A 15,403-nucleotide genomic window follows, 5' to 3' on the forward strand; every position below is an offset into this window, starting at 1 on the left:
CCCGCCGAATCATTTGGCTCCCTTGTCGGTGCCCGCGAACGCGTCGCGGTGTTCGTCGGACACGCCCGCCAGGTTCAGCTCGAACGTGAAGCCCTGCTCCATGCGGTAGCTGGAGTTCACCCTCTGCACATCGATCAAGTTCAGCGCCTCCTTGGCCGCGCGGATCACCCGGGTGTCTTTGGCCGCGATGTCACGCGCAACGCGGAGCGCGGCCTCGTCGAGTTGATCGCGCGGCACGACCTCGTGCACCGAGCCGAAGTGGTGCAGCGTCGCCGCGTCGACCGTCGCGGCGGTGAAGAACAGTCGGCGCATCATGTGCTGGGGAACCAGGCGTGACAGGTGCGTCGCCGCGCCGAGCGCGCCGCGTTCGACCTCCGGCAGCCCGAACGTCGCGTCATCGGAGGCGACGATGACGTCCGCGTTGCCGACCAGTCCGATGCCGCCGCCGACGCAGAAACCGTTGACCGCCGCGACCACCGGGACCGCGCATTCGTAGACCGCTTTGAATGCCGCAAAGCAGCCGCGGTTGGCGTCGATCAGCGCGGTGAAGCCCTCGGTGCGCTGCATCTCCTTGATGTCGACGCCGGCGTTGAACCCCCGGCCCTCCGCGCGCAGGATCACGACGTGCGTCTCGAGGTCGGCGCCGGCCTTGGTGATCGCGTCGGCGAGATCGAACCAGCCGCGCGACGGGATCGCATTGACCGGCGGATAGTCGACGGTGACCGAGACGATTCCCGGTTCGGTGACGGTACGGGTGATGGTCATCGGAACTCCCGGGCACTTGGGTACGGTAGGAAAGCAAGCACTTGCTTGGTACGCTAGCACAGTGACCGACCTGCGAGACATAAACCTCGGCCTCGAAGGCAGGGTGGTGCTGGTGACCGGCGGAGTGCGCGGAGTCGGCGCCGGTATCAGCGCCGTGTTCGCCGCTCAGGGCGCGACGGTGGTGACCTGCGCCCGCCGGCCCGTCGAGAACCTGCGGTACGAGTTCCATGCGTGCGATGTGCGTGACGACGATGCGGTGGCGTCGATGATCGAGGCGATCGCCGAGCGCCACAGCCGCCTCGACGTCGTGGTGAACAACGCGGGAGGATCGCCCTACGTCCTGGCCGCCGAATCGTCGGCGAAGTTCAGCCGCAAGATCGTGGAGCTCAATCTCCTTGGACCGCTATCGGTTTCCACCCACGCGAACGCGCTCATGCAGAAGCAGGAGCGGGGCGGGTCGATCATCAACATCGCCAGCGTGAGCGGACGCCGTCCCACGCCGGGCACCGCACCCTACGGTGCGGCCAAGGCCGGAATGGAGAGCCTGACATCGACCTTGGCGGTCGAGTGGGCGCCGAAGGTTCGGGTCAACTCGGTGGTGGTCGGGATGGTCGAGACCGAACAGTCCGAACTCTTCTACGGCGACGCGGATTCGATCGCGGCGATCTCACGCAACGTTCCGCTGGGCCGGCTCGCCAAACCGGCTGATGTGGGGTGGGCCGCCGCGTTCCTTGCATCCGATGCCGCCTGTTACATCAGCGGCGCATCGCTGGAAGTGCACGGTGGCGGGGAGCCGCCGCATTACCTGGCAACCACCACTGCCGACATCAAATAGGGCGCTCAAACAGGCAAGGAGACAACAGATATGGGTTTACTCGACGGCCGAGTGGTAATCGTGACGGGCTCCGGCGGCGGCATCGGCCGCGCGCATGCACTGGCGTTCGCCGCCGAGGGCGCCCGCGTCGTCGTCAACGACATCGGGGTCGGCCTCGACGGATCGCCCGCGGGTGGCGGTAGCGCCGCCCAAAGTGTCGTCGACGAAATCACCGCCGCCGGAGGGGAAGCCGTCGCCAACGGCGCCAATGTCGCCGACTGGACCGAGGCCGAGGGCTTGATCCAGACCGCGGTCGACACGTTCGGCGGGCTCGACGTTCTGGTGAACAACGCCGGGATCGTGCGCGACCGGATGTTCGCCAACACCAGCGAAGAGGAGTTCGACGCCGTCATCGCCGTGCATCTCAAGGGACACTTCGCCACCATGCGCCACGCCGCGGCGTACTGGCGGGCCCAGTCCAAGGCCGGCAATCCGGTTGACGCGCGGATCATTAACACGAGCTCGGGGGCCGGCCTGCAAGGCAGTGTGGGACAGGCGAATTACAGCGCCGCCAAGGCGGGCATCGCGGCCCTGACCCTGGTGGCCTCCGCCGAGATGGGGCGCTACGGCGTCACCGTCAACGCGATCGCCCCGTCGGCGCGGACCCGTATGACCGAGACCGTGTTCGCCGACATGATGGCCACCCAGGATCAGGACTTCGACGCCATGGCGCCCGAGAACATCTCGCCCCTCGTGGTCTGGCTCGGAAGCGTCGAATCCAAGGATGTCACCGGCCGCATGTTCGAGGTGGAAGGCGGCATCGTGCGGGTCGCCGAGGGCTGGGCACACGGGCCACAGGTCGACAAGGGCGCGCGGTGGGATCCCGCCGAACTCGGCCCGGTGGTCACCGATCTCCTCGCCAAGGCGCGTCCACCCGTGCCGGTCTACGGCGCCTGAGCGGCCGGGTCATCGGTCAGGGTTCGCAGACCACCAACGGGATCACGCGATCGGTCCAGGACTGGTAGTCCTCGTACGTCGGATACATCTGGACCAGTAGCGGCCAGTACTTCGCACGCTCCTCCTCGGTGGCGTCGCGCGCGGTCAGGTCCAGCACTTCGCTCTTGATCTGCACCTGGACCCGGGGGTCGGCCCTGAGGTTCAGGTACCACATCGGATGTTTGTCGCTGCCGCCCTTGGACGCGGCGACAATCACCTTGTCGCCGTCGCGGTGGAAGTACAACGGGCTGACCCGAGGTTCGCCGGTCTTGCGTCCGGTCGTCGTCAGCAGCGCCACCGGGATGCCCTGGAACTCGCCGCCGAGCCCTTCGCCGTTGTTGCGGCGGTACATGAAGGTGTTGAGCCTCGACATCTGCTTGACGAAGAAGTCCGAGGCCTTCGTATCCATGAACCGTGGCCGCGACTTTGGCATGGCCGTCATCCTATGCTCGATCGATGGACACCGTCTCTGACACCGATCGCATCGCCGCCGCGGAATCCTATATCGATGCGCTGGTCAGCCATCGGGGCGACGACGTTCCCTTCGCGCCGGACTGCACCAGGATCGAAAACGGCCTCAAGACCGGCTTTTCGGGCGCGCATCTGCGCCGCAGCCTGAATCGCGGACCGCAGTTCAAGATCATCTCGGCGATCGTCGATCGCGAATTCCGCGTCGACGGCGACGACGTGCACGCGACGTTCACCGTCGTCACCAAGCCGACAATCGCGGGGCGCCGGGTGGGCGCCCGCACCGAGGAGACCTTCCGCATTCCGGCCGCCGACGGGAAGATCCACCACATCCACGCGCGCGTGCGGCCGGTGTTGCTGCGCGGCTGAGCCCGTCGACGTAAAGCGCTTCGGCGCCCGACGATTTCGCGACTAGATCCGCTCGATGATCGTGCCGGTGGACAGCGCGCCGCCTGCGCACATCGTGATCAGCGCCGTGCTCTTGTCGGTGCGCTCCAACTCGTGCAGAGCGGTGGTGATCAGCCGGCTGCCGGTGCTACCGACGGGGTGGCCGAGCGCGATCGCGCCGCCGTTGACGTTGACGCGGTCCATGTCGGGTTCGTGCACCCGCGCCCACGACAGCACGACCGAGGCGAAGGCCTCGTTGATCTCGACGATGTCGATGTCGCCCATCTTCATGCCGGCCTTCTCGAGCACCTTCGCCGTCGACTGGACCGGCCCGTCGAGGTGGTAGTACGGCTCGGCGCCGACCAACGCCTGGCTCACGATGCGGGCCCGCGGGCGCAAGCCGAGCGCCCGGGCTTTGTCCTCGTCCATCCACAGCACCGCTGCCGCGCCGTCGGAGATCTGCGACGAGGTGCCCGCTGTATGGATGCCGTCCTCGAGCACCGGCTTCAACGACGCCAGACCCTCGAGCGTGGTGTCGCGCAGGCCCTGGTCGCGCGTCACCACGTGGCGCTCGCTGGTGGGCTGCTTCTGCTCGTCGAGCACGGGAGCCTCGATGCCGCTGATCTCGCGGTCGAACCGGCCCTCGGCCCACGCCTGCTTGGCCTTGAGCTGGGACTCGAAACCGAACTGGTCGATCTCCTCGCGGGTGATCCCGCGTCTCTTGGCAATGCGCTCGGCGGCGGTGAACTGGTCGGGCAGATCGATGTCCCACGACGACGGCCGCAGGATGCTGCGATCGGGGCCGGCGTTGGCACCGAGTCCGACGCGGCTCATCGCCTCGATACCGCAGGCGATGCCGATGTCGATGGCGCCGGCGGCGATCAGTCCCGCGACGAGCCCGTTGGCCTGCTGTCCGCTGCCGCACTGGCAGTCCACGGTCATCGCGCCGACGTGCTCGGGCAGGCCGGCCACCAGCCAGCTCACCCGGGTGATGTTGTTGGACTGTTCGCCGTACTGTGTGACGCAGCCACCGATCACCTGCTCGACGTCGCCGGGGTCGATCCCGGCCCTCTCGACGACAGCTTTCTGGGTGGCACCGAGCAACTCGGTGGCGTGCAGGCCGGACAGCCAGCCGTTGCGCTTACCGATGGGGCTGCGGGTGGCTTCGACGATGACAGGGTTACCCATTCCGTCAGGCTAGAACACGTTTCATTACTCTGACAAGCGGCGTTGATGACCTGCCTTTTATCTGCGCAGAAGGCATGTTTTACTGAGACTAGAACATGTTGCAATAACTGTTGCGGAGGAGCTTCCCCCATGCCTTGCCCGAATATCCCAGCCGACTTCGACTTCCTCGACGCGAGCCTGAACCTCGAGCGCCTGCCCGTCGAAGAGCTGGCCGAGTTGCGTAGGACCGAGCCGATCCACTGGGTCGACGTGCCAGGCGGCACCGGCGGCTTCGGCGACAAGGGCTACTGGCTGGTGACCAAGCACGCCGACGTCAAAGAGGTCTCCAAGCGCAACGATGTCTTCGGTAGCTCACCGGACGGCGCGATCCCGGTCTGGCCGCAGGACATGACGCGCGATGCCATCGACCTGCAGAAGGCGGTGCTTCTGAACATGGACGCGCCCCAGCACACCCGTCTTCGCAAGATCATCTCGCGCGGCTTCACGCCCCGCGCTGTGGGGCGGCTCGAAGACGAACTGCGGGCTCGGGCACAGAAGATCGCCGAGACCGCCGCGGCCGAGGAGTCCGGCGACTTCGTCGAACAGGTCTCGTGCGAGCTGCCGCTGCAGGCCATCGCCGAACTGCTCGGCGTGCCGCAGGACGACCGCGACAAGATCTTCCGCTGGTCCAACGAGATGACCGCCGGTGAAGACCCCGAGTACGCCCATGTGGACCCTGCGGTCTCGTCGTTCGAGTTGATCCAGTACGCGATGAAGATGGCCGAGGAGCGGGCCAAGAACCCCACCGAAGACATCGTGACCAAGCTGATCGAGGCCGACATCGACGGCGAGAAGCTCTCCGATGACGAGTTCGGCTTCTTCGTCGTGATGCTCGCGGTCGCCGGTAACGAGACCACCCGCAACTCCATCACCCACGGCATGATCGCGTTCTCTCAAAACCCGGATCAGTGGGAGCTTTACAAGCGCGAACGCCCCGAGACCGCCGCCGACGAAATCGTCCGTTGGGCCACCCCGGTTTCGGCCTTCCAGCGCACCGCGTTGGAGGACGTCGAATTGGGTGGCGTGCAGATCAAGAAGGGGCAGCGGGTCGTGATGTCCTACCGCTCGGCCAACTTCGACGAAGAGGTCTTCGAGAACCCGCACAAGTTCGACATCCTGCGCGACCCCAACCCGCACGTCGGTTTCGGCGGCACCGGCGCGCACTACTGCATCGGCGCGAACCTGGCGAAGATGACCATCAACCTGATCTTCAACGCGGTCGCCGACCACATGCCCGATCTCAAGCCGATCGGCGAACCCGAGCGGCTCAAGTCGGGCTGGCTCAACGGCATCAAGCACTGGCAGGTGGATTACACCGGAAAGTGCCCGGTCGCCAACAGCTGACGATTTAAGTTGTAGCGACTGCGAAATATCCCGGTATCAAGGAGGATTCGGGTGGACTTCAGTCCAGACGAAGGGCAGCAGGCTGTCGCCGACGTGGTGACCTCGGTGCTGACCCGAGACAACAGCTGGGACGCACTGGTGTCCGGAGGCGTGACAGCCCTGGCGATTCCCGAGCGTCTCGGCGGCGACGGCGTCGGTCTCCCCGAGGTGGCGACCGCGCTCACCGAGATCGGCAGGCACGGCACGATCAGCCCCGCGTTGGCCACGCTGGGTCTCGGGCTGCTGCCGCTTCTCGAGTCCGCGACCGACGAACAGCAGGACCGCTACCTGGCCGGGGTGGCGAAGGGCGCGGTGCTCTCGGCCGCGCTCAACGAGCCGGGGGCGCCGCTGCCCGATCTGCCCGCGGTGGCGTTCACCGACGGCCGGCTCAGCGGTACCAAAGTCGCCGTTCCCTATGCGGAACAGGCGGATTGGCTGGTCGTCACGGCCGATCGCGCCGTGGTGGTGGTGTCGCCGAAGGCTGACGGCGTGGTGGTGACCAAGACGCCGACCTCCAACCACGCCGACGAGTACTCGGTGACGTTCACCGATGCCGCCGTCGACGGCACGCTGGCCGGCGCGCGGCCGCGCCGGATCAATCAGCTGGCGCTCGCCGCGATCGGTGCGTTCGCCTCGGGACTGGTCGCCGGTGCGCTGCGTCTGACCGCCGACTACGTGGCGAACCGCGAGCAGTTCGGCAAGCCGCTGTCGACGTTCCAGACCGTGGCCGCACAGTTGGCCGAGGTCTACATCGCCTCGCGCACACTGACGTTGGCATCGAATTCGGTGACCTGGCGACTATCCGAGGGTCGCGACGCCGACGACGACATCGACATCCTCGGATACTGGCTGGCCTCGCAGGCGCCTCCGGTGATGCAACTCTGCCACCACCTGCACGGCGGCATGGGTATGGACATCACGTATCCGATGGACCGCTACTACTCCTCGATAAAGGACCTCGCCCGCCTGGTGGGTGGTCCGTCACATCGGCTCGATTTGGTGGGAGCCGCGCTGGGCGAGCGAAACGACGGGAGCTAGCAATGTTCATCGAACTGACACCCGAACAGAAGCAGCTGCAGGCCGAACTGCGCGAGTACTTCTCCAATCTCATCTCCCCGGAAGAGGCCAAGGAGATGGAGAAAGACCGCCACGGAAAGGCGTACCGCACTGTCATCAAGCGGATGGGCTCGGACGGGAAGCTCGGCGTCGGCTGGCCGAAGGAGTTCGGCGGTCTGGGCTTCGGGCCCATCGAGCAGTCGATTTTCGTCAACGAGGCGCAGCGGGCGGATGTTCCGCTGCCCGCCGTCACCCTGCAGACCGTCGGACCCACGCTGCAGCAGTACGGCACCGAGGAGCAGAAGAAGAGATTCCTGCCCGCGATCCTGGCCGGAGAGGTGCACTTCGCGATCGGCTACACCGAGCCCGAAGCGGGGACCGACCTGGCGTCGCTGCGCACCACGGCGGTCCGTCAGGGCGACGAGTACATCGTCAACGGGCAGAAGGTGTTCACCACCGGCGGGCATGATGCCGACTACATCTGGCTGGCGTGTCGCACCGACCCGGATGCGGTGAAGCACAAGGGGATATCGATTCTCATCGTCGATACCAAGGATCCCGGCTATTCGTGGACTCCGATGATCCTGTCCGACGGCGCCCACCACACCAACGCGACCTACTACAACGATGTCCGGGTGCCCGCCGACATGCTCGTCGGCGAGGAGAACGGCGGGTGGAAGCTGATCACCACCCAGCTGAACAACGAGCGTGTGATGCTGGGCCCCGCAGGCCGATTCGCCAGCCTGTATGACCACGTGCACGCATGGGCATCGAAACCCGGTGGCAACGGCGACATTCCGATCAACCACGACGACGTCAAGCGCTCGCTCGGTGAACTCAAGGCGATGTGGCGGATCAACGAACTGCTCAACTGGCAGGTCGCGGCGGCGGGGGAGACCATCGACGTCGCCGATGCCGCAGCCACCAAGGTCTTCGGCACCGAGCGGATCCAGTACGCAGGCCGCCTCGCCGAGGAGATCGTCGGCAAGTACGGCAACCCGGCCGAGCCCGAAACCGCGGAACTGCTGGAATGGCTTGACTCGCAGACCAAACGAAATCTGGTGATCACGTTCGGTGGAGGTGTCAACGAGGTGATGCGGGAGATGATCGCGGCCGCGGGCCTGAAGGTTCCGAGGGTTCCGCGGTGAGTGCCGACCTGAGGGCGGACATCGAGAAGATCAAGGCAAGCGGCAAGAGCGAGCCGCGCACCGGTCGAGATCCGGTCAATCAGCCCATGATTCACCATTGGGTCGACGCCATCGGTGACCAGAACCCGATCTACACCGACGAGCAGGCGGCGAAGGCCGCCGGCCACCCCGGCATCGTGGCCCCGCCCGCGATGATCCAGGTGTGGACGATGGGCGGGCTCGGTCAGGGCCGTTCGGACGACGATCCGCTGTCGAAGATCATGCAACTCTTCGACGAGGCCGGCTACGTCGGCGTGGTCGCCACCAACTGTGAGCAGACGTATCACCGGTATCTGCGCCCCGGGGAAGAGGTCAGCATCCGCGCCGAGATCACCGACGTCGTGGGTCCCAAGCAGACAGCGCTGGGTGAGGGATACTTCATCAACCAGCACATCACCTGGACGGTGGCCGACGGCACCGACGGCGACGAGGTTGTCGCCGAGATGCTATGGCGCATCATGAAGTTCAAGCCCGCAGAGAAGGACGCCGGCGCTGCGGTGCCTGACGACCTGGACGCGGACATGATGATGCGGCCGGCTTCTTCCCGCGACACCAAGTTTTTCTGGGACGGTGTCAACGCACACGAGTTGCGCATTCAGAAACGTGGTGACGGCACGCTGGTGCATCCTCCGATACCTGCGATCTGGCAGGACAAGGACCAGCCGACGGACTACGTCGTCGCCAGCGGTAAGGGCACCGTGTTCAGCTTCGTGGTGCACCATGCACCGAAGGTGCCCGGTCGCACGTTGCCCTTTGTCATCGCCCTTGTCGAGCTCGAGGAGGGTGTACGGATGCTCGGGCAGCTCCGGAACGTCGACCCGGCCACGGTCGAGATCGGAATGCCTGTCCGCGCAACGTATATCGACTTCCCCGAGGGGGAGTCCGGTCCGGCGTGGACGCTCTACGCATGGGAGCCCGTCGAGGAGGCCGCCGCGTGAGCGCACCCGCAGTTGAAGTAGGGACCAAACTTCCCGAACTCGCCCTGTACGGCGATCCGACCTTCATCGTGTCGACGGCCATCGCCACCCGCGACTATCAGGACGTCCATCACGACAGGGACAAGGCGCAGGCCAAGGGCAGCAAGGACATTTTCGTCAACATCCTCACCGACACCGGCCTGGTGCAGCGGTACATCACCGACTGGGCCGGTCCGACCGCGATCATCAAATCGATCTCGCTGCGGTTGGGTGTGCCGTGGTACGCCTACGACACGGTGACCTTCTCCGGTGAGGTGACCGCCATCGACGACGGCCTGATCACGCTGAAGATCATTGGTGCCAACAGCCTCGGCCACCACGTGATCGCCACTGCGACTCTGACGATCGGAGGGAAGGGCTGATGGCCGGGACATTGTCTGGCAAGGCGGCGATCGTCGGCATCGGCGCCACCGATTTCTCGAAGAACTCCGGACGCAGCGAGCTTCGGCTCGCCTCCGAAGCGGTGCTGGACGCGCTCGGCGATGCGGGTCTGACACCAGCCGACGTCGACGGCATGGTGACCTTCACGATGGACTCCAATACCGAGGTCGCCATCGCGCGGGCGACGGGCATCGGCGAGTTGAAGTTCTTCTCCAAGATCCATCACGGAGGTGGCGCGGCCTGCGCGACCATCCAGCAGGCGGCGATCGCCGTGGCGACCGGTGTGGCGGATTGCGTTGTGGCATACCGCGCGTTCAACGAGCGATCCGGTGTTCGGTTCGGCCAGGTCCAGATGCGGTTGGTCGAGAACGCCGACTCGACCGGCGTCGACAATTCGTTCTCCTACCCGCACGGTCTGTCGACACCCGCTGCGCAGGTCGCGATGATCGCCCGGCGCTATATGCACCAATCGGGCGCGACCAGTAGGGACTTCGGCATGATCTCGGTCGCGGATCGCAAACACGCCGCGAACAATCCCAAGGCGTACTTCTACGAGAAGCCGATCACCATCGAGGATCACCAGAATTCGCGGTGGATCGCCGAACCGTTGCGACTCCTGGACTGCTGTCAGGAGACCGACGGTGGCGTGGCGTTGGTCGTCACATCCGTCGAGCGGGCCAAAGATCTCAAGCACCGCCCGGCGGTCATCGAGGCGGCCTCGCAGGGGTCCAGCCCCGACCAGTACTCGATGACCAGTTACTACCGACCGGAGCTGGGACTTCCCGAGATGGGTCTGGTCGGGCGGCAGTTGTGGTCGCAGTCGGGGCTCAAGCCCGAGGACATCCAGACCGCGATCCTCTACGACCACTTCACGCCGTTCACGCTGATTCAGCTGGAAGAGCTCGGATTCTGTGACAAGGGCGACGCCAAGGACTTCATCTCCGACGGCGCGATCGAGGTCGGCGGGCGGCTTCCGATCAACACCCACGGCGGACAGCTGGGCGAGGCCTACATCCACGGCATGAACGGGATCGCCGAGGGTGTTCGCCAGCTACGGGGCACGTCGGTGAATCCGGTGCCGAATGTCGAGCACGTCCTGGTCACCGCGGGCACCGGTGTCCCCACATCCGGGTTGATCCTCGGCTGATCGATGTGCGGCTGAGGTCGAGGCGCCTACTACCCTCTGAGGTGTGAACTCGCCGAGGCGACCCGAGTCGGACGGCCCTGATCCGGAATTCTCTGCCGGTCAGGGAAATTGGGCACGCAGGTTCGATGAGCCGCTGACGGTGACCCCGCGCCAGGTCCAGCCGAGGTCCAGCGGGAAGGCCCTGGTCATCATCGCCGCAGCCGTCGGCGTGGTCGCGGTCGGCGCAGTGCTCCTCTGGCCGACAGGGCCGGCCGAGGACAACCCCCAACCGGCCGGACCCGAGGGGCCCGCGGCGACCAGCCGGCCTGAGCCGACGACCGCAGCCGAAGACGACGCACGGCTGCTGCGGCTGCTACCGAAGGGCTACCGTGCGGGCGCGTGCGAACCGACGCAGGCACCGGAAGGTGTTCTGTCACAGGTGGAATGCGCCCAGAACGACGATCCCGACGGCCCGACGTCCGCGACGTACAGCCTTGTCGGGGACACCTTTTCACTCGAAAGGGTCTTCAACGAGACCATCTCAGCCGCGAAGAGGGTCGACTGCCCTGGCAATATCCAGTCACCTGGACCGTGGCGGCGCAACGCCACGCCGGACAGCGTCAGCGGACAGCTCTACTGCGGGTTCACGGACGGCCAACCAACCGTGGTCTGGACCGATGACGAGCGAAAGACGGTCAGCGCCGTCCGAGCGGGGCCGGCTGGCCCGACCTTCCCACGGTTGTACGCGTGGTGGTCTTCGCACTCGTGACGACGCTGACCGTATGACCTGTTAGGCGATCCGCTTACGGAGTCGGGGCCGGGGTGTAGGTGGTCGGGATCTGCACCTGGTCACCCGCGGGCAACGGAGTGCCCTGGCTTCCGGCGGGCTGCGGAACACCCTCGGCGCCGGCCGGAGCCGGCGTGCCCTGCGCGGGCTGAGCCGGGACACCCTGCGCGGTCGGAGCCGGCACGCCCTCGGGCTGAGCCGGGACGCCCTGTGCGGCCGGGGCCGGCACGCCCTCGGGCTGAGCCGGGGTGCCCTGCGCGGCCGGGGCCGGAGTGCCCTCGGCGATCGGCGTGCCCTGGCTACCCTCGGCGATCGGCGTGCCCTGGCTGCCCTCGGGGGCCTCGGTGCCCGTCGCGGCCGGAGCGGCGGTCGTGCCCTCCGGAGCCGCCTCGGTGGCCGGTGCCTCCGCGGGTGCGGTGCTACCGGTGCCGTACGAGGTCGAGGGTGAGGACGAGCTGGTGGCCGAGCTCGTGGCCGGCTGCGTCCACACCAGCAGATCCTGTCCGCCGGCGCTGTAGGCGACGCTGTCGGGAGTTGCGCCGGTGACGTCGAAGTAGACCTTGCCGGATGTCTCCTGACCCTGGGCCAACGTCGAGGGGTTCACGCCCTGCGGTGTCGCCACTTCGAACAGCGAGCGGTACGTCTGGCCATCAGCCGTGCGGGCAACCAGGTTCGCGACGATCGGCGTCACCGACCCCTGGATCGCCTGGTCCGTCGCGGTTGCCTCCCACAGTGTGCCCGTCACCGGGTAGGGGATGACGTCGCTGCTGGGCTTGAGGTTGGTGATCGTCCAGCCCTGGATCACGGCCCCGTCGACCAACTTGCCCTGGGTTCCGAGCGTTTGGGTTTGGACCACGGGCCCGGGCGGCGTGGCCTCGGGCTCGGCGGAAGCCAAAGGTGCTGCGATGAATCCCGCCGTCGCAGTAGCTGCCACAATGCTGCTGATCTTGCTGATCTTCAAGATGTGCTCCTGACTCGTCCGACAATTGGGATGGTCAACGCAGAAAACTATCAGGCCGCGAATTGTTTGTGTAATCCGGATCGGTTGAACCAGTTGGCAATACGATGTGAAGTATTCGCCGGCAGCAATCAAACTTTCGTACACGTAAGACGGATAGCGTTGTGTTTGAGCAACTTCAAAGCCAGTGGGCAAACGCTTTATTTCGTCGCGGAGTGGGCTTTGAGAAAAAAGTCCACATGGCGCAAATGCGCGGCGGCCGCGATTGGCGGCGACGCGCTAGGCCGGGACCAACTCCACGCCGGCGAGAGCCACCGCATCGTCGCGCTCGGGTGCGGTCACCGTGGCGACGAAGCCGTCACCCTCCTTCCACACGCTGGCCTTGAGCGTCTCGCCGGGGAACACCACGCCGGCGAACCGTGCGCCGTAGCTTCCGACCCGCGCCGTCTCCCCGTCGAGCAGGGTGTCGACCATCGCCTTGCACGTCATGCCGTAGGTGCACAAGCCGTGCAGGATGGGACGCGGAAATCCCGCCGCGGCCGCGAAGTCGGGGTCGGAGTGCAGGGGATTGCGATCACCGCACATCCGGTACAGCAGCGCCTGCTGGGGCGACGTGGGGATTGCGATCTCGAAGTCCGGTGCGCGCTGCGGGGGCTCCGAAGATCCGGACGGTCCGCGTTCGCCCCCGAAGCCGCCTTCGCCGCGCGCGAAGATCGAGCGCTTCTGGGTCCACAACGGTGTGCCGTCGGGCGCCGTGACCGTCGTCTCCGACCAGATGACCGCGGCCTTGCCCTTGTCCCAGATGTCGGTAAAGCGCGTGACAGCGATCCCGGTACCGGAGGGTGGGATCGGCCCGGGGGCCGACACCGCTTCGCTGGCGTGCAGCACCTTCGAGAGTTCGATGTCGATGCCCGGGAACTTCACCGTCGGCGGCTCGGTCATGTGGAAGCTCTGCGCGACGTTGCCGAATGTCGGTAGCACCTGCGGCGTTTCATCGATCAGGTAACGCAGCTCGCGCCTGTCCATCGGGTCGGCACCTGCGCCGAGTCCAAGGTGGTAGAGCTGGACGTCGCTGCTGGTCCAGGAGAACTCGGCGGCGGGAAGCTCGGCGCCGAGCGCCTCGTCGAGATTGATGGGCATGCGTCAACTCTTTCCGGCGATGTGGAGTGCTGCAAGGTAACCGAACGTCATCGCCGGGCCGATGGTCCCGCCCGGACCCGGGTAGGTGTGGCCCATCACCGGAGCGCTGACGTTGCCCGCAGCATAGAGTCCCTCGATCACCGACCCGTCATCGCGCAGGGCGCGCCCCTGCACGTCGGTGACCACGCCGCCCTTGGTGCCCAGGTCGCCGGGCACCATCTTGGCCGCGTAGTACGGCGGGTGCGTGATCTCGCCGAGGTTGGGATTGGGCTTGTTCGTCGGGTCGCCGTAATACCGGTCGTAGGCGCTCTCACCGCGCCTGAAGTCCTCGTCCACGCCGGAGCGCGCGAAGCCGTTGAAGCGCTCGACCGTCGCCTTCAAGGCATCAACCGGCAGCCCGGTCTTCTCGGCCAATTCCTCCAGCGTGGCCGCCGTGACGATCACGCCCGACTCCAGCCACTTCTTTGGAATCCGCTGTCCTGGTTGCAAGCCGGCGAAGATGTAACGGTCACGGTACTGCTGGTCGAACACCAGCCAGGCGGGGATGTTCTCGCCGGGCCCCGGACCCTGGCCGTACAGTCCGCCGTACATGTGGTGGCACGCCTCGACGTAGGGCATCGACTCGTTCATGAACCGTTTGCCCGCCATGTTGACGATGATCGAACCCGGCGAGTTGCGTTCCGACAGCGCGAACCACGGGGCGCCGACCAGCGGCACCGTCGGCCCCCACCAGGCGTCCTCCATGACATCGAGTGCGGCGCCCAACTTCTCGGCGGCGATGATGCCGTCGCCGGTGTTGGCCTTGGCTCCGACCGTCCACTCGGTGGTGATCGGGGCACGCTGATACTTGACGCGCATCTGCTCGTTGTGCTCGAAGCCACCCGAGCCGAGGATGACACCGCGGCGAGCCCGGATCAGTTCGGGCTCAGCGGACTCCGGTGCGGTGCTGTCGCGTACGTAGATGCCTCGTACGACACCGTCCTCGACATAGAGGTCGGTCAGCGCGGTGTTCAGCCGAACGGGCACACCCGCCTCGCGCAGGCCGATGCGCAGCGGCGCGATCAATGCGCGGCCCATCCCGACCAGGTTCTTGCCGGTGGCCTTGGCCCACATGGTGCGCGCGCCGACCTTGAGACTGCGCAGGACCCCGCGTGGGTGCCGCTTGAGCTGGTTGAGCCGAACGTAATCCTGCTGCATGACAACCACATTCAGCGGAACCTTGCCGTACGGCGGTTCCAGCCCCGGAAGGTCCGGGCCCAGCTTCTTGGCATCGAAGGGCTTCGGTTCGACCGAACGTCCCGTCGGCTTGCCGCCCGGCGTCTCGGGGTAGTAGTCGGAGTAGCCCGGCACCCAGCACAGCTTCAGCGGCGAGTGCTCGAGCACAAAGGACAGCATCTCCGGGCCGCGGTCGAGGTAGGTGTCGATCTTGTCGGCGGGTACGACGTCGCCGACGATGTTGTGCAGGTACGTGCGGGCGGCTTCGGGGGTGTCCTTGACCCCATCGCGCTTGAGCACCTCGTTGTTCGGAATCCACACGCCACCACCTGACCGCGCAGTGGAACCACCGTAGTGCGGCGCCTTCTCAACGACTATCGTCGAGAGTCCCTGGTGAGCGGCGGTGAGCGCGGCGACCATACCGGCTGCGCCGCTGCCCACCACGACGACGTCGTACTCCTGTCCGGTCATGTAGAACACGTTATAGAATTGCCCGGCCGACCCACAACCGCGCCGGTCAACAGAACAAGGGGACT

Annotated in this window: 16 protein-coding genes; 10 read left to right on the top strand and 6 right to left on the bottom strand. The window is 66.2% G+C overall.

All coding sequences use genetic code 11. The features are described 5' to 3' along the window. Positions 1–9 precede the first annotated feature (9 nt). On the bottom strand, positions 10–765 hold the full coding sequence (echA20, locus tag AU197_RS16415) for a (7aS)-7a-methyl-1,5-dioxo-2,3,5,6,7,7a-hexahydro-1H-indene-carboxyl-CoA hydrolase (protein ID WP_064403718.1): 756 nt from the start codon (positions 763–765) through the stop codon (positions 10–12). 61 nt (positions 766–826) lie between these two features. On the opposite strand from echA20, the gene AU197_RS16420 reads away from it, so the two are divergent. Continuing rightward, the gene (locus AU197_RS16420) at positions 827–1,600 is read left to right on the top strand and encodes an SDR family oxidoreductase (RefSeq protein WP_156434440.1); all 774 of its coding nucleotides are present in this window, start codon (positions 827–829) and stop codon (positions 1,598–1,600) included. A 30-nt stretch (positions 1,601–1,630) separates the two neighbouring features. Then, positions 1,631–2,536, top strand: coding sequence for an SDR family oxidoreductase (locus AU197_RS16425; RefSeq protein ID WP_064403720.1), 906 nt, complete (start codon positions 1,631–1,633; stop codon positions 2,534–2,536). A gap of 16 nt (positions 2,537–2,552) precedes the next feature. Here AU197_RS16425 and AU197_RS16430 read toward each other — a convergent pair whose 3' ends face one another. Beyond that, positions 2,553–3,008 (bottom strand): nitroreductase family deazaflavin-dependent oxidoreductase, encoded by a 456-nt coding sequence (locus tag AU197_RS16430; RefSeq protein ID WP_064403839.1) that lies wholly within the window; start codon positions 3,006–3,008, stop codon positions 2,553–2,555. 23 nt (positions 3,009–3,031) lie between these two features. On the opposite strand from AU197_RS16430, the gene AU197_RS16435 reads away from it, so the two are divergent. Continuing rightward, on the top strand, positions 3,032–3,412 hold the full coding sequence (locus AU197_RS16435; protein ID WP_064403721.1) for a DUF8021 domain-containing protein: 381 nt from the start codon (positions 3,032–3,034) through the stop codon (positions 3,410–3,412). 42 nt (positions 3,413–3,454) lie between these two features. Here AU197_RS16435 and AU197_RS16440 read toward each other — a convergent pair whose 3' ends face one another. Then, positions 3,455–4,618, bottom strand: coding sequence for a steroid 3-ketoacyl-CoA thiolase (locus tag AU197_RS16440; RefSeq protein ID WP_064403722.1), 1,164 nt, complete (start codon positions 4,616–4,618; stop codon positions 3,455–3,457). Positions 4,619–4,747: 129 nt separating this feature from the next. Between AU197_RS16440 and AU197_RS16445 the strand changes: the two genes are divergently transcribed. Genes AU197_RS16445 through AU197_RS16475 form a run of 7 tightly spaced genes read left to right on the top strand, consistent with a single transcriptional unit; the run spans position 4,748 to position 11,536 of the window. Further along, on the top strand, positions 4,748–6,001 hold the full coding sequence (locus tag AU197_RS16445; RefSeq protein ID WP_064403723.1) for a cytochrome P450: 1,254 nt from the start codon (positions 4,748–4,750) through the stop codon (positions 5,999–6,001). Between the two features lie 51 nt (positions 6,002–6,052). Continuing rightward, a complete protein-coding gene (locus AU197_RS16450) occupies positions 6,053–7,078 on the top strand; it encodes an acyl-CoA dehydrogenase family protein (protein WP_064403724.1) in 1,026 nt (341 codons plus the stop codon). Positions 7,079–7,080: 2 nt separating this feature from the next. Next, entirely contained in the window at positions 7,081–8,244 is a 1,164-nt protein-coding gene (gene fadE29, locus AU197_RS16455; RefSeq protein ID WP_064403725.1) for an acyl-CoA dehydrogenase FadE29, read from the top strand. Further along, positions 8,241–9,221, top strand: a complete 981-nt coding sequence (locus AU197_RS16460; protein ID WP_064403726.1) for a bifunctional MaoC family dehydratase N-terminal/OB-fold nucleic acid binding domain-containing protein — start codon at positions 8,241–8,243, stop codon at positions 9,219–9,221. Before fadE29 ends, AU197_RS16460 begins: the two co-directional genes overlap by 4 nt. Next, positions 9,218–9,622, top strand: a complete 405-nt coding sequence (locus AU197_RS16465) for a MaoC family dehydratase (protein ID WP_064403727.1) — start codon at positions 9,218–9,220, stop codon at positions 9,620–9,622. The genes AU197_RS16460 and AU197_RS16465 overlap by 4 nt, the downstream gene beginning before the upstream one ends. After that, positions 9,622–10,788: a 17-hydroxy-3-oxo-4-pregnene-20-carboxyl-CoA lyase gene (gene ltp2 / locus AU197_RS16470; RefSeq protein ID WP_064403728.1), complete on the top strand. Its 1,167-nt coding sequence runs from the start codon at positions 9,622–9,624 to the stop codon at positions 10,786–10,788. Before AU197_RS16465 ends, ltp2 begins: the two co-directional genes overlap by 1 nt. A gap of 43 nt (positions 10,789–10,831) precedes the next feature. After that, the gene (locus AU197_RS16475; RefSeq protein WP_156434441.1) at positions 10,832–11,536 is read left to right on the top strand and encodes a hypothetical protein; all 705 of its coding nucleotides are present in this window, start codon (positions 10,832–10,834) and stop codon (positions 11,534–11,536) included. Positions 11,537–11,570: 34 nt separating this feature from the next. Here the strand turns inward: AU197_RS16475 and AU197_RS26780 are convergent, their stop codons facing one another. The 3 genes from AU197_RS26780 to kstD form a co-directional block, all read right to left on the bottom strand. Next, positions 11,571–12,515, bottom strand: a complete 945-nt coding sequence (locus tag AU197_RS26780; RefSeq protein WP_064403730.1) for an MPT63 family protein — start codon at positions 12,513–12,515, stop codon at positions 11,571–11,573. 276 nt (positions 12,516–12,791) lie between these two features. Continuing rightward, positions 12,792–13,652: an enoyl-CoA hydratase ChsH3 gene (gene chsH3 / locus AU197_RS16485; protein WP_064403731.1), complete on the bottom strand. Its 861-nt coding sequence runs from the start codon at positions 13,650–13,652 to the stop codon at positions 12,792–12,794. Between the two features lie 3 nt (positions 13,653–13,655). Continuing rightward, positions 13,656–15,338, bottom strand: a complete 1,683-nt coding sequence (gene kstD / locus AU197_RS16490; RefSeq protein ID WP_064403840.1) for a 3-oxosteroid 1-dehydrogenase — start codon at positions 15,336–15,338, stop codon at positions 13,656–13,658. Between the last annotated feature and the right edge of the window lie 65 nt (positions 15,339–15,403).

The organism is Mycobacterium sp. IS-1590, assembly GCF_001500025.1.
Taxonomy (GTDB): domain Bacteria; phylum Actinomycetota; class Actinomycetes; order Mycobacteriales; family Mycobacteriaceae; genus Mycobacterium.

Bases quoted from the DNA above. Each gene is read 5' to 3' on its own strand.
- fadE29 (WP_064403725.1), top strand. From the start codon at position 7,081: ATGTTCATCGAACTGACACCCGAACAGAAGCAGCTGCAGGCCGAACTG.
- AU197_RS16445 (WP_064403723.1), top strand. From the start codon at position 4,748: ATGCCTTGCCCGAATATCCCAGCCGACTTCGACTTCCTCGACGCGAGC.
- echA20 (WP_064403718.1), bottom strand. From the start codon at position 765: ATGACCATCACCCGTACCGTCACCGAACCGGGAATCGTCTCGGTCACC.
- AU197_RS16430 (WP_064403839.1), bottom strand. From the start codon at position 3,008: ATGCCAAAGTCGCGGCCACGGTTCATGGATACGAAGGCCTCGGACTTC.
- AU197_RS16435 (WP_064403721.1), top strand. From the start codon at position 3,032: ATGGACACCGTCTCTGACACCGATCGCATCGCCGCCGCGGAATCCTAT.
- kstD (WP_064403840.1), bottom strand. From the start codon at position 15,338: ATGACCGGACAGGAGTACGACGTCGTCGTGGTGGGCAGCGGCGCAGCC.
- ltp2 (WP_064403728.1), top strand. From the start codon at position 9,622: ATGGCCGGGACATTGTCTGGCAAGGCGGCGATCGTCGGCATCGGCGCC.
- AU197_RS16440 (WP_064403722.1), bottom strand. From the start codon at position 4,618: ATGGGTAACCCTGTCATCGTCGAAGCCACCCGCAGCCCCATCGGTAAG.
- AU197_RS16425 (WP_064403720.1), top strand. From the start codon at position 1,631: ATGGGTTTACTCGACGGCCGAGTGGTAATCGTGACGGGCTCCGGCGGC.
- chsH3 (WP_064403731.1), bottom strand. From the start codon at position 13,652: ATGCCCATCAATCTCGACGAGGCGCTCGGCGCCGAGCTTCCCGCCGCC.